The following is a 13,870-nucleotide window of genomic DNA, read 5'->3' on the forward strand; positions in this document are numbered from 1 at the left end:
CGCTCCGAAATCCGTATCTTCGTGTTCTACTCTGCCAGAGGTCCGCTTAGGCGGACTTGGCGATAACTTCTTGTTCGACGGCTTTGGGGACCGCCTCATAGTGATCGAACAGCATGGTGAACTGTGCCCGGCCCTGCGTCGCAGAGCGGAGGTTGTTCACATAGCCGAACATGTTGGCCAGCGGCACCATCGCGTTCACGACGGTCGCATTACCACGCATTTCCTGGCCGGCGATCTGACCCCGACGGGAGTTCAGGTCACCGATGACACCACCGGTGTATTCGTCCGGCGTCACGACCTCGACCTTCATGATCGGCTCGAGGAGACGCGGTGCACACTGGTTCTTGGCTTCGCGGAAAGCAGCACGGGCTGCGATTTCGAAGGCCAGAACCGAGGAGTCCACATCGTGGTACGCGCCGTCGACCAGGGTCGCCTTGACGTCGATGACCGGGAAACCGGCCAGCAGACCATTGTCCATGACAGACTTCAGGCCCTTTTCGACGCCCGGGATGTATTCCTTCGGCACCGAACCACCAACGATCTTGGATTCGAAGACAAAGCCCGAACCCGCCTCGCCCGGCTCGAAATCGATCTTCACGCGAGCAAACTGACCGGAACCACCGGACTGTTTCTTGTGCGTGTAGTCGACGTGACCGGCCTGGCCCAGCGATTCACGGTAGGCCACCTGCGGCGCACCGACATTCGCTTCGACCTTGAATTCACGCTTCATGCGGTCAACCAGGATGTCCAGGTGCAGCTCGCCCATGCCGGCGATGATGGTCTGACCGGATTCCTCGTCCGTCTTCATGCGGAAGGACGGGTCTTCGGCAGCCAGACGCTGCAGGGCAACGCCCAGCTTCTCCTGGTCAGCTTTCGACTTCGGCTCAATGGCCAGCTCGATCACCGGATCCGGGAATTCCATGCGCTCCAGGATCACCGGCTTCAGCGGATCACACAGCGTGTCGCCCGTGGTGGTGTCCTTGAGGCCCGCAATGGCGACGATATCGCCAGCGTAGCATTCCTTGATGTCTTCACGGGAGTTGGAGTGCATCAGCAGCATACGGCCGATACGCTCTTTCTTGTCCTTCACCGTGTTCAGAAGCGACACGCCCGTTTCCAGATGACCGGAATACATGCGCGCAAAGGTCAGCGAACCGACGAACGGGTCGTTCATGACCTTGAAGGCCAGCAGGGAGGTCGGCTCTTCGTCGCTCGCCTTGCGGACAACTTCTTCTTCGGTCTTGTAGTCGATACCCTTGATGGCCGGCACTTCGACCGGGCTCGGCAGGTAATCGACAACAGCGTCCAGCAGCGGCTGGACACCCTTGTTCTTGAACGCGGTGCCGCAGAGGATCGGGTTGAAGGCCAGATCGATGCAACCCTTGCGGATCAGCGACTTGAGCAGCTCTTCGGACGGCTCTTCGCCTTCCAGATAGGCTTCCATCGCGGCTTCATCGAGCTCGACAGCGGTCTCGACCAGCTTCTCGCGATACTCGGCAGCCTGGTCGGCCAGCTCGGCGCGGATTTCGCGGACTTCCCAGGTGGCACCCAGGTTTTCACCCTGCCAGACCAGTTCTTTCATGGTCAGCAGGTCGATAAGACCTTCAAAATCGCCTTCGGAGCCAATCGGCAGCTGAATGCACAGCGGCGTCGCACCGAGACGATCTTCGATCATCTTCACGCAATTGAAGAAGTCGGCGCCCAGCTTGTCCATCTTGTTGACGAACACCATACGCGGAACCTTGTACCGGTCGGCCTGACGCCAAACGGTTTCGGTCTGCGGCTCAACACCGGCATTGGCGTCCAGGCAGCATACGGCACCATCAAGCACACGCAGCGAACGCTCGACTTCAATCGTGAAGTCCACGTGGCCGGGGGTGTCGATGATGTTCAGGCGCTTCTCGTTCCAGAAACAGGTCGTCGCAGCGGACGTGATCGTGATGCCACGCTCCTGCTCCTGCTCCATCCAGTCCATGGTGGCGGCGCCATCGTGCACTTCACCAATTTTGTGGGACTTGCCGGTGTAATAGAGGATCCGCTCGGTCGTCGTCGTCTTGCCAGCATCAATGTGGGCCATGATGCCGAAGTTGCGGTAGTCCTCGATTTTGTAGTCGCGGGCCATTTCTAGGGTCCTTGATACGGGGTCTGAGCCTGGGGCTTGTTACCAGCGATAGTGCGAGAAGGCGCGGTTGGCTTCCGCCATCCGGTGCGTGTCTTCGCGCTTCTTGACGGCGGTACCGCGATTGGCGGACGCATCCATCAGCTCAGCAGCGAGGCGCTCGCGCATCGTGTTTTCGTTGCGGCCGCGCGCAGCCCCCGTCAGCCAGCGAATGGCCAGGGCTTTCTTGCGGTCGGCACGAACCTCGACCGGAACCTGGTAGGTCGCACCACCAACACGGCGGGAACGGACCTCAACTTCCGGCGAGACATTGTCCATGGCTTCGTGGAAGACGCGGATGGGTTCGCGCTTCAGCTTCGCTTCGACGATGTCGAGCGCGCCATACACAATGCGCTCGGCGACAGATTTTTTGCCGTCGAGCATGATGTAGTTCATGAATTTCGTGAGATCGCGATCCCCGAACTTCGGGTCCGGGTGAATTTCGCGTTTCTCTGCGCGGTGACGACGCGACATGGACGTCTCCCTTACTTAGGACGCTTGGCGCCGTACTTGGAACGGCGTTGCTTGCGGTCCTTGACGCCCTGGGTATCCAGAACGCCGCGAAGAATGTGATAGCGGACACCCGGAAGGTCCTTCACGCGGCCACCGCGGATAAGGACAACAGAGTGTTCCTGCAGATTGTGACCCTCACCCGGGATGTAGCTCACAACTTCATGCCCGTTCGTCAGACGCACTTTGGCGACTTTACGGAGGGCCGAGTTCGGCTTCTTCGGGGTCGTGGTGTAGACACGCGTGCAGACACCGCGGCGCTGCGGGCAAGCCTGAAGGGCCGGCACCTTGTTGCGCTTCGGCTTGTCTTTCCGCGGCTTGCGAATGAGCTGGTTGATTGTGGGCATCCCGCTCTAATCCGTTCCTAATCTCAAAGACCACGCCCCTCAGCACGCGATTGCACTGATGGACGCAAATAACGACACCGGCGCCCAAGCTTGTGGCTCGAACGGCGGTCTCTAGGGCTATTTCCGTTACCGTGGATGACGTCTAACCGCGTGGGTTACGGCTCATCCTCAAAACGAGCGCGGAAACTACGCATGCGACTCGCTTCCGTCAAGCGCTTGTGCAGAGATTTTCAGCCGCATGTCCCGTTAACGCTGACTCACAGAAAAAGGCCGCCGGTATTCCGACGGCCTTTCCCTTGTTTTTAAAGCAGAATATAGGCTGAATGGCCCTATTCTGCCGGGCTTTCGGACGCCACTTCCTCGGCAGCAGCCTCGGCGATTTCGGCCGGCAGGCCCTCCGCTTCGACAGCCGTGGCGCGTTCCGCCAGCATTTCCGCATCCAGATCGTCTGCCAGCGTCTGGTACTGGCGCATCATGGCACCCGTACCGGCCGGAATCAGGCGACCGACGATGACGTTCTCCTTGAGGCCCTCGAGCATGTCTTCCTTGCCCTGGACCGCAGCCTCGGTGAGGACACGCGTGGTCTCCTGGAAGGAGGCCGCCGAGATGAAGGAGCGGGTCTGCAGCGAGGCCTTGGTGATACCCAGCAGGACCGGGTCGCCAGTGGCCGGGCGCTTACCCTCGGCTTCCAGCTTCTCATTGGTCTCGATGAACTCGATCTTGTCGACCTGTTCAGCCGCCAGGAAGGAGCTCTCGCCCGGGTCCTTGACCTCGACCTTCTGCAGCATCTGACGGACGATCACTTCAATATGCTTGTCGTTGATCGGCACGCCCTGCAGTCGATAGACCTCCTGGATCTCGTTGATCAGGTAGTTGGCCAGAGCCGGGACACCCAGGATCGCCAGGATGTCGTGCGGCGCGGGGTGACCATCGAGCAGGTATTCGCCCTTCTGGATGATGTCGCCTTCCTGGACCGTCAGGTGCTTGCCCTTCGGAACCAGGTATTCGACCTTCTCCATCTCCTCGTTCTCCGGAACGATGGCGATGCGGCGCTTGTTCTTGTAGTCGCGACCGAACTCGACGCGGCCGGTGATCTCGGCGATCACGGCGTGGTCCTTCGGACGGCGGGCTTCGAACAGTTCGGCAACGCGCGGCAGACCACCGGTGATGTCCCGGGTCTTGGCGCCTTCCGTCGGGATACGTGCAATCACGTCACCCGGGCGGACCGTGTCACCGGAATTCACCGACAGAATGGCCCCCACGGCCAGCATGTAGCTGGCGGTCGAGCCCGAAGCTAGCTTGATCGGGTCACCGTTCTCGTCCTGGATCACCAGGGTCGGCTGGATCGCCGAGGCCTTCGCCCCACCGCGCCAGTCGATGATCACCTTGGAGGCGATACCCGTGGCTTCGTCGGTCTCTTCTTTCACGGAGACACCGTCCATGATGTCGACGAACTTCACCGTACCACCGACTTCCGACACGATCGGAGCGGTATACGGGTCCCATTCGGCCAGACGCTGACCGCGTTCGGTCTTGTCGCCTTCTTTCACGCGCAGCTTGGTACCGTAGTTCAGCTTGTAGCTTTCACGTTCCTTGCCGTCCGTGTCGACGATGGTGACCTGCATGTTGCGGCTCATGACGATCAGGTCGCCATCCGCATTGGTCACCGTCGACGGGTTCTTGAAGGCCACCTTGCCCTCGTGTGTCGCTTCGACGAAGGACTGTTCGGAGACCTGGGCGGTGCCGCCGATGTGGAAGGTCCGCATCGTCAGCTGGGTGCCCGGTTCACCGATCGACTGCGCCGCGATGACGCCAACCGCTTCACCGATATTCACCCGCGTACCGCGCGCCAGGTCGCGGCCATAACAGGTGGCGCAGACACCGACCCGCGTTTCACAGGTCAGCGGCGAGCGCACGAACACCGTCTGGACGCCGGCACGGTCAATGGCCAGCGCCAGGTCTTCGTCGATATAGGTGTCAGCCGGGCAGATCACTTCGCCTTCGGCATTCTTCACTTCAGCGGCCGTGGTCCGGCCCAGGATGCGCTGGTCCAGCGAGACGATGACATCACCGCCATCGACAACCGCATCGATCTCGAAGCCTTCGGACGTGCCGCAGTCTTCTTCGGTGATGATGCAGTCCTGCGCCACGTCAACGAGACGGCGGGTCAGGTAACCCGAGTTCGCCGTCTTCAGAGCCGTGTCGGCCAGACCCTTACGGGCACCGTGGGTCGAGTTGAAGTACTCGAGAACGGTCAGGCCTTCCTTGAAGTTCGAGATGATCGGCGTCTCGATGATCTCACCGGACGGCTTGGCCATCAGGCCGCGCATACCGGCCAGCTGCTTCATCTGGTTCTTGGAACCACGAGCACCGGAGTGGGCCATCATGTAGACCGAGTTCACCTCGGAGACGCGGCCATCTTCGCCGATCGTCGTCTTGGAGATCTCGTCCATCATCGCGTCAGCGACGTTGTCCGTACACTTCGCCCAGGCATCAACGACCTTGTTGTACTTCTCACCCTTGGTGATCAGACCGTCGACATATTGCTGCTCGTAATCGGCCACCAGGGCGCGGGTCGCACCGACCAGGTCCGCCTTGGCTTCCGGAATGAGCATGTCATCCTTGCCGAAGGAGATACCGGCGCGGGCCGCTTCCTTGAAGCCGAGGCCCATCATCTGGTCACAGAAGATCACCGTCGCCTTCTGGCCGCAGTGACGATAGACCTGATCGATCAGGGCGCCGATGGCCTTCTTGGTGAACAGCTCGCCCACCAGTTCCGGCTGCATCTTGGCGTGCTTGGGCAGCAGGTCGATGATCATCTTCCGGCCTGGCGTCGTCTCGATCACCTTGGTGATCGGATTGCCGTCCTCATCAATGCCTTCCCAGCGGGCCTTGATATTGGCGTGCAGGGAGACCACGCCGCTTTCCAGCGCCGCTTCCATTTCCGCACGCGAACCGAAGGCCATGCCCTCGCCCGGCTCATTGGCATTCGCCACCGACAGGTAGTACAGGCCCAGGACGATATCCTGGGACGGCACGATGATCGGCTTACCATTGGCCGGCGACAGGATGTTGTTCGTTGACATCATCAGCGTGCGCGCTTCCAGCTGGGCTTCCAGCGAGAGCGGCACGTGAACAGCCATCTGGTCACCGTCGAAGTCAGCGTTGAACGCAGCACAGACCAGCGGGTGAAGCTGGATGGCCTTGCCTTCGATCAACTTCGGCTCGAACGCCTGGATACCCAGACGGTGCAGCGTCGGTGCACGGTTAAGCATGACCGGGTGTTCGCGGATGACCTCGTCGAGCACGTCCCAGACTTCCGGCCGTTCTTTCTCGACCAGCTTCTTGGACTGCTTGACCGTGCCGGACAGGCCTTTCGCGTCGAGGCGCGCATAGATGAAGGGCTTGAACAGCTCGAGGGCCATTTTCTTCGGCAGACCGCACTCGTGCAGTTTGAGATCCGGACCCACCACGATGACGGAACGTCCGGAATAGTCGACGCGCTTGCCGAGCAGGTTCTGACGGAAGCGGCCCTGCTTGCCCTTGAGCATGTCGGACAGCGATTTCAGCGGGCGCTTGTTGGCACCCGTGATCACGCGGCCGCGACGGCCATTGTCGAACAGGGCGTCGACGGATTCCTGCAGCATCCGCTTTTCGTTTCGGATGATGATGTCCGGCGCGCGCAGCTCGATGAGGCGCTTCAGGCGGTTGTTCCGGTTGATGACGCGGCGATAGAGATCATTCAGGTCGGAGGTCGCGAAACGGCCACCATCCAGCGGCACAAGCGGACGCAGTTCCGGCGGAATGACCGGGATCACGGTCATGATCATCCACTCCGGGCGGTTACCCGAGGCGATGAAGTTTTCCATCAGCTTGAGACGCTTGGCGTACTTCTTCAGCTTCAGCTCGGAACCGGTTTCCTTCATGTCCTCACGGACCTTGGCGCACTCGGCTTCCAGGTCCATGTTGATCAGGATTTCGCGGACCGCTTCAGCACCGATACCGGCCGTGAAGGCGTCTTCGCCATACTCATCCTGCGCGTCCATGTATTCTTCTTCGGAAAGAAGTTGGAACGGCTGCAGCGGGGTCAGGCCCGGCTCGATGACGACATAATTCTCGAAGTAGAGCACCCGCTCCACATCCTTCAGCGCCATGTCGAGGATCATCGCGATCCGCGACGGCAGCGACTTCAGGAACCAGATGTGGGCCACCGGGGCAGCCAGCTCGATGTGGCCCATGCGCTCGCGGCGTACGCGGGCCAGCGTCACTTCGACGCCGCACTTCTCGCAGACGATACCCTTGTACTTGATGCGCTTGTACTTGCCGCACAGGCACTCATAGTCCTTCACCGGACCGAAGATGCGGGCGCAGAACAGACCGTCGCGCTCCGGCTTGAAGGTCCGGTAGTTGATGGTTTCCGGCTTTTTCACTTCACCGAAGGACCAGGAGAGGATTTTCTCCGGGCTGGCGAGTGCAATCCGGATCCGGTCGAAGGACGGGCCTTCGGCGGCCGGATTGAAGATGTTCATGACATCATGGTTCATCGCGCGTCTCCCAAAAGGGGTAAGCGGGACAGGCCGCCGCCTGCCCCGCGCAATATGTGTTCAGTCTTAGCCGTTCTTCAGTTCGACATTAAGACCAAGCGAACGCATTTCCTTCACGAGCACGTTGAAGCTCTCCGGCACGCCGGCTTCGAACGTGTCATCACCGCGAACGATGGCCTCATAGACCTTCGTACGGCCGGCCACGTCATCCGACTTCACCGTCAGCATTTCCTGCAGCGAGTAGGCAGCGCCATAGGCTTCCAGGGCCCAGACTTCCATCTCACCGAAACGCTGACCACCGAACTGCGCCTTACCACCCAGCGGCTGCTGGGTAACCAGCGAGTACGGGCCGATGGAGCGGGCGTGGATCTTGTCATCCACCAGGTGGTGCAGTTTCAGCAGGTGCTTCACACCGACCGTAACCTTGCGGCGGAAGGGTTCACCGGTCTGGCCGTCATACAGCGTCGACTGGCCGGAAGCGGCAAAGCCCGCCTTCTCCAGCATGGCCGAGACGTCCGGCTCACGGGCACCGTCGAAGACCGGGGTCGCGATCGGCACACCGTTGGACAGGTTGAGACCCAGCTCAGCCAGCTCGGCGTCCGTTTCCGGCAGCTCGTCATCACCATAGACGCGGACCAGTTCGGACTTCAGCGCTTCGACGGAGCCGTCGCGCTTGTAGGCTTCATAAGCCTGACCGATCTGCTTGCCGAGACCACGGCAGGCCCAGCCCAGGTGTGTTTCCAGGATCTGACCGACATTCATGCGCGACGGCACGCCCAGCGGGTTCAGCACGATATCGACGGCTTCACCGTTTTCCAGGAAGGGCATGTCCTCGATCGGGTTGATCTTGGAGATGACACCCTTGTTGCCGTGACGGCCGGCCATCTTGTCGCCCGGCTGCAGCTTGCGCTTCACCGCGACGAAGACCTTGACCATCTTCATCACGCCCGGCGGCATTTCATCGCCGCGCTGGAGCTTGTCGACCTTGTCCTCGAAACGACGGTCCAGACGGGCCTTGGAGTCGTCATACTGCTTCTGCAGCGCTTCGACTTCGGCCATCGCCTTCTCGTCATCGAGACCAATGCGCCACCACTGCGAACGCGGGGTCTCGTCCAGGGCTTCCTGGGTCACCTTGCCCTTGGCGAAACCGCGCGGACCGGAGACCGCGGACTTGCCGAGCAGGAGATCGCCCAGACGCTGGTAGATATTGCGTTCCAGGATGTGGAGTTCGTCGTCGCGGTCCTTGCCGAGACGCTCGATTTCCTCACGCTCGATCGAGATGGCCCGCTCGTCCTTGTCGACACCGTGACGGTTGAAGACGCGGACTTCCACGACCGTACCGGTGGCACCGGACGGCATGCGCAGCGAGGTATCGCGAACGTCGGACGCCTTTTCACCGAAGATGGCGCGGAGAAGCTTTTCTTCCGGCGTCATCGGGCTTTCGCCCTTCGGCGTCACCTTGCCGACCAGGATATCACCCGGGCCGACTTCGGCGCCAACGGCCACAATGCCGGCTTCATCGAGATTGCGCAGGGCTTCTTCACCGACATTCGGGATGTCACGGGTGATTTCTTCCGGGCCCAGCTTGGTGTCGCGGGCAGCGATCTCGAATTCCTCGAGGTGGATCGAGGTGAAGACGTCATCGCGAACGATGCGTTCAGAGATGAGGATGGAGTCCTCGAAGTTATAGCCGTTCCACGGCATGAAGGCGACGACCACATTGCGGCCGAGTGCCAGCTCGCCCAGGTCTGTGGACGGACCGTCGGCGATGATGTCACCGGCCCGGACCTCGTCACCCACACGCACGATCGGGCGCTGGTTGATACAGGTGGACTGGTTGGACCGCTGGAACTTGGACAGGCGGTAGATGTCGACGCCCGACTTGGAGCTGTCGAGATCTTCCGTGGCGCGGATAACGATACGGGTCGCATCGACCTGCTCGATCACACCGGCGCGACGGGCTGCGATGGCAGCACCGGAGTCACGGGCCACAACGCCTTCCATACCGGTACCGACCAGCGGGGCTTCCGCCTTCACCAGCGGCACGGCCTGGCGTTGCATGTTCGAACCCATGAGGGCGCGGTTGGCGTCATCGTTTTCCAGGAACGGGATCAGCGCCGCAGCGACCGACACCACCTGTTTCGGCGACACGTCGATGTATTCGACGTCCTCACGCGGGACGAGCGTCACATCACCGGCGATGCGGCAGTTGACGAACTCATTGTCCAGCTGGCCGTCCTCGTTCACGTGCGCATTCGCCTGGGCGATCGCATAGCGCGACTCCTGCATGGCGGAGAGGTACTGGACCTCGTCCGTCAGCTTGCCGTTTTCAACCTTGCGGTACGGGCTCTCGATGAAGCCGTACTTGTTGACGCGGGCATAGGTGGACAGCGAGTTGATCAGACCGATGTTCGGGCCTTCCGGCGTTTCAATCGGGCAGATACGACCATAGTGGGTCGGGTGCACGTCGCGGACTTCGAAGCCGGCGCGTTCGCGGGTCAGACCGCCCGGGCCAAGCGCCGAGAGACGGCGCTTGTGCGTCACTTCGGACAGCGGGTTGGTCTGGTCCATGAACTGGGACAGCTGCGAGGAGCCAAAGAATTCGCGCACCGCAGCCGCGGCCGGCTTGGCATTGACCAGGTCGTGCGGCATCACGGTTTCGATATCGACCGAGGACATGCGTTCCTTGATCGCACGTTCCATACGCAGCAGACCGATGCGGTACTGGTTTTCCATCAGCTCGCCGACCGAACGCACACGGCGGTTGCCGAGATTGTCGATGTCGTCGATTTCGCCGCGGCCATCGCGCAGGTCGACCAGCGTCTTCAGGACGGCCAGGATGTCTTCCTTGCGCAGCGTGCGCATGTCATCCGGCGCATCCAGGTCGAGGCGCATGTTCATTTTCACGCGGCCGACCGCAGACAGGTCATAGCGTTCCGGATCGAAGAACAGGCCCTGGAACATGGCTTCGGCCGTTTCCGGCGTCGGCGGCTCACCGGGGCGCATGACGCGGTAGATATCCACCAGCGCCTGTTCACGGCTGTCATTCTTGTCGGCCGCCAGGGTCGAGCGGATATAGGGGCCCACACCGGTCGCCGGATCGATATCCAGCAGGTTGAGCACCTTCACACCGGTCTCTTTCAGAAGGTCCAGGGCTTCCTGGGTCACTTCATCACCGGCTTCCGCGAAGATCTCGCCCGTCTCCATGTTCACCATGTCTTCGGCCAGATAGCCGTTGAGCAGGTGTTCGTCGGAGACCAGGAGGGCTTCCAGGCCGTCATCGGCCAGCTTGTTGGCAGCGCGCGCGGAGATCTTCTTGCCGGCCGGAGCGACAATGTCGCCCGTCTTGGCGTCGACGAGATCACGCGGCGGCTTGGCGCCACGCCAGCGTTCCTTCACATAAGGAACCGTCCAGCCCTTCTTCGTCGCCTTGTATTCGACGGTCGAATAGAAGGTGGACAGGATCTCTTCCTTGTCCAGGCCAAGCGCATACAGCAGCGTCGTCGCCGGCAGTTTGCGGCGGCGGTCGAGACGCATGTGGACCACGTCCTTGGCATCGAACTCGAAGTCCAGCCAGGAACCGCGATACGGAATGATGCGGGCGGCAAACAGGTATTTGCCCGAGGCATGGGTCTTGCCACGGTCGTGATCGAAGAACACGCCCGGCGAACGGTGCATCTGGGAGACGATGACACGTTCCGTGCCATTGACGATGAAGGTGCCCTTGTCGGTCATGAGCGGGATATCGCCCATGTAGACATCCTGTTCCTTGATGTCCTTGACCGAGCGCGCTCCGGTTTCCTCGTCCACATCAAACACGATGAGACGCATCTTCACCTTCAGCGGCGCCGCAAACGTCATGTCACGCTGCTGGCATTCTTCAACGTCGAATTTGGGTTGTTCGAATTCGTAGGACACGAAATCCAGAACGGCCCGTTCGGCGAAATCCTTGACGGGGAAGACCGACTTGAAGACGGCTTGCATACCCGTATCGCCACGCTCGGCTACGGACACATCCTTCATCAGGAAGTGCTCGTAGGAGCTCTTTTGAACTTCGATGAGGTTCGGCATCGCAACCGTTTCCGGAATGCGACCGAACGACTTGCGAATCCGCTTCTTGCCGGTGAACGACAGACCCATGTCGGCTCCCTTCGCAGACAGCACTGCGCAATATGAAGCGGGGATCGTCCCCGCGCCGCCGTTCCGGTGGATCAGGGTGTGACCCCTTCTCCGGTTTTATGCGGCCCTGCCTGGAACGGCAGCGGCAGAACCGCGAAACAGCGAAGACGGGCTAACGGGCGCGCAGGAATCCCCGCGCGCCCGTTGCACCGTCTCGGTCACGCCGAAGCGTGATTATTTCAGCTCGACAGAAGCGCCTGCAGCTTCGAGCTTGGCTTTGATGTCCTCGGCCTCGGCCTTCGGAGCGCCTTCTTTGACAGCCTTCGGAGCGCCTTCGACGAGTTCCTTGGCTTCTTTCAGGCCCAGGCCCGTGATGGCGCGGACTTCTTTGATGACGTTGATCTTCTTGTCGCCGGCAGAAGCCAGGATGACGTCGAATTCGTCCTTCTCTTCAGCAGCGGCGCCAGCGTCGCCACCACCGGCCGGGCCAGCAACCGCAACAGCAGCAGCGGCCTTGATGCCTTTTTCTTCGAGAAGATCGTTCAGTTCCTTGGCTTCAAGGATGGTCAGCGAAAGCAGTTCTTCGCAGAGTTTAGCTACATCAGCCATTTGTTCAATTCCTTGCAGAGTTCAGTGTGTCAGTTCGATAAGCGGAGAATGACGTTACGCGTCGGCCTTTTCCTGGATGACGGCAATTGCGCCAGCCAGACCCTGACCCGGCGCCATAAGGCGCTGAGCAACCTGGGATGCCTGCCCCATGAGGCGGGCAGAAATGGTGGCAATAAGCTCTTCGCGGGACGGCATCTTGGAGAGCGCTTCGATACCGCTGGCATCGAAAACGTCTTCTTCCATGAAGCCACCGAGAATAACGAGCTTCTTGTTGTCCTTCGCGTAGTCCACCAGCACCTTCGGCGCCGCGACAAAGTCTTCCGAATAAGCGATGGCGACCGGACCTGTGAACAGGTCGGCAGCGCCCTCACCCGGCTTGCCTTGAAGAGCGATCTTGGCGAGGCGGTTGCGAACCACCTTGAACGTGCCACCAAGCTCGCGGAGCTTGGCGCGCAAATTCGTCATTTCCGCAACGGTCATGCCCGTATAGTGGGTCATCACCACGGATCCAGCGCTCGAGAAGATGCCTTCCAGCTCTTCGACGGACGCTTCTTTTTGTGTGCGATCCATTGCGGACTCCCTGTTTGAACCGTCCACCGCGGACGGTTCGGTGAAAACGCCATGCGGAGCGCCTTCCCCTGTGCACAGGTTGGGCACGCCGTACGGCGCGTCCTGTCCCAGGGCTTGAACCGACAGACCCCCCTGCAAAAAGGATGGTCAGATCGATCTCGCTCTGTCTCACCCAGGGCCCAAATTGGATTAAGGCAGAACCTTCGCAGGCCCCGCCCCCTGAGATCTCGGACAGGCCGGCCTCTTTCCAAAACGCGGAAAAAGACCGGGTCAGCCCGGCCGGATAAAGCCTGCCGGGCTGAAACTCAAGTCTTTTACGCCGAAACGGCGTCAGACGTGTCGATTTTTACGCCCGGGCCCATCGTGGAGCTCAGAGCAATGCGCTTGACATAGGTGCCCTTGGCCCCCGTCGGCTTGGCCTTGACGACTGCCGAGATCAGCGCGCGGACATTTTCCGCCAGCTGGCCTTCAGTGAAGCTCGCCTTGCCGACACCGGCGTGGATGATACCAGCCTTCTCGACGCGGAACTCCACAGCACCGCCCTTGGAGGCGCCGACAGCCTTGGTCACATCCATGGTCACCGTACCGACCTTCGGGTTCGGCATCATGCCGCGCGGACCGAGGATCTTACCCAGACGGCCGACCAGCGGCATCATGTCCGGGGTCGCAATGACCTTGTCGAAATTGATGTTGCCGCCCTGGATCTGTTCCATCAGATCTTCGGCGCCAACGACGTCGGCACCGGCCTTCGTGGCCTCTTCAGCCTTCGGGCCCTTGGCGAACACTGCGACGCGGACGGAACGGCCCGTGCCGTTCGGCAGTTCGCAGACACCGCGAACCATCTGGTCGGCGTGGCGCGGGTCAACACCCAGATTGATCGCCAGCTCGATGGTCTCATCGAACTTGGCCTTGGCATTGGCCTTCACGTGCTTGACAGCATCGTCGACCGTGTAGAGCGCGTCGCGATCAATGGTTTCGCGCGCAGCAGAAAGACGCTTTCCGATAGCCATGAT

8 protein-coding genes are annotated in these 13,870 nt (G+C 60.9%); all 8 read right to left on the bottom strand.

Annotated elements, in window-relative coordinates; all coding sequences use genetic code 11:
* Positions 1 to 46 precede the first annotated feature (46 nt).
* The 8 genes from fusA to rplA all read right to left on the bottom strand — a co-directional run bounded on the left by fusA (position 47) and on the right by rplA (position 13,867).
* Positions 47 to 2,122 (bottom strand): elongation factor G, encoded by a 2,076-nt coding sequence (gene fusA / locus I0K07_RS14375; RefSeq protein ID WP_203294616.1) that lies wholly within the window; start codon positions 2,120 to 2,122, stop codon positions 47 to 49.
* Between the two features lie 39 nt (positions 2,123 to 2,161).
* On the bottom strand, positions 2,162 to 2,632 hold the full coding sequence (gene rpsG / locus I0K07_RS14380; protein ID WP_138509299.1) for a 30S ribosomal protein S7: 471 nt from the start codon (positions 2,630 to 2,632) through the stop codon (positions 2,162 to 2,164).
* Between the two features lie 11 nt (positions 2,633 to 2,643).
* Complete coding sequence (rpsL, locus tag I0K07_RS14385) at positions 2,644 to 3,015, bottom strand: 30S ribosomal protein S12 (RefSeq protein ID WP_011643738.1); 372 nt, start codon at positions 3,013 to 3,015, stop codon at positions 2,644 to 2,646.
* 329 nt (positions 3,016 to 3,344) lie between these two features.
* On the bottom strand, positions 3,345 to 7,559 hold the full coding sequence (rpoC, locus tag I0K07_RS14390; RefSeq protein ID WP_203294618.1) for a DNA-directed RNA polymerase subunit beta': 4,215 nt from the start codon (positions 7,557 to 7,559) through the stop codon (positions 3,345 to 3,347).
* Positions 7,560 to 7,625: 66 nt separating this feature from the next.
* The gene (gene rpoB / locus I0K07_RS14395; RefSeq protein ID WP_203294620.1) at positions 7,626 to 11,699 is read right to left on the bottom strand and encodes a DNA-directed RNA polymerase subunit beta; all 4,074 of its coding nucleotides are present in this window, start codon (positions 11,697 to 11,699) and stop codon (positions 7,626 to 7,628) included.
* 213 nt (positions 11,700 to 11,912) lie between these two features.
* Entirely contained in the window at positions 11,913 to 12,287 is a 375-nt protein-coding gene (gene rplL / locus I0K07_RS14400; RefSeq protein WP_203294622.1) for a 50S ribosomal protein L7/L12, read from the bottom strand.
* A gap of 54 nt (positions 12,288 to 12,341) precedes the next feature.
* Positions 12,342 to 12,857 carry a 50S ribosomal protein L10 gene (gene rplJ, locus I0K07_RS14405; protein WP_203294624.1) on the bottom strand — a complete coding sequence of 172 codons (516 nt, stop codon included), beginning with the start codon at positions 12,855 to 12,857 and terminating at the stop codon, positions 12,342 to 12,344.
* Between the two features lie 314 nt (positions 12,858 to 13,171).
* Positions 13,172 to 13,867: a 50S ribosomal protein L1 gene (rplA, locus tag I0K07_RS14410; RefSeq protein ID WP_238934914.1), complete on the bottom strand. Its 696-nt coding sequence runs from the start codon at positions 13,865 to 13,867 to the stop codon at positions 13,172 to 13,174.
* Positions 13,868 to 13,870 lie beyond the last annotated feature (3 nt).

The organism is Maricaulis parjimensis, from assembly GCF_016817355.1.
GTDB classification, from domain to species: domain Bacteria; phylum Pseudomonadota; class Alphaproteobacteria; order Caulobacterales; family Maricaulaceae; genus Maricaulis; species Maricaulis parjimensis.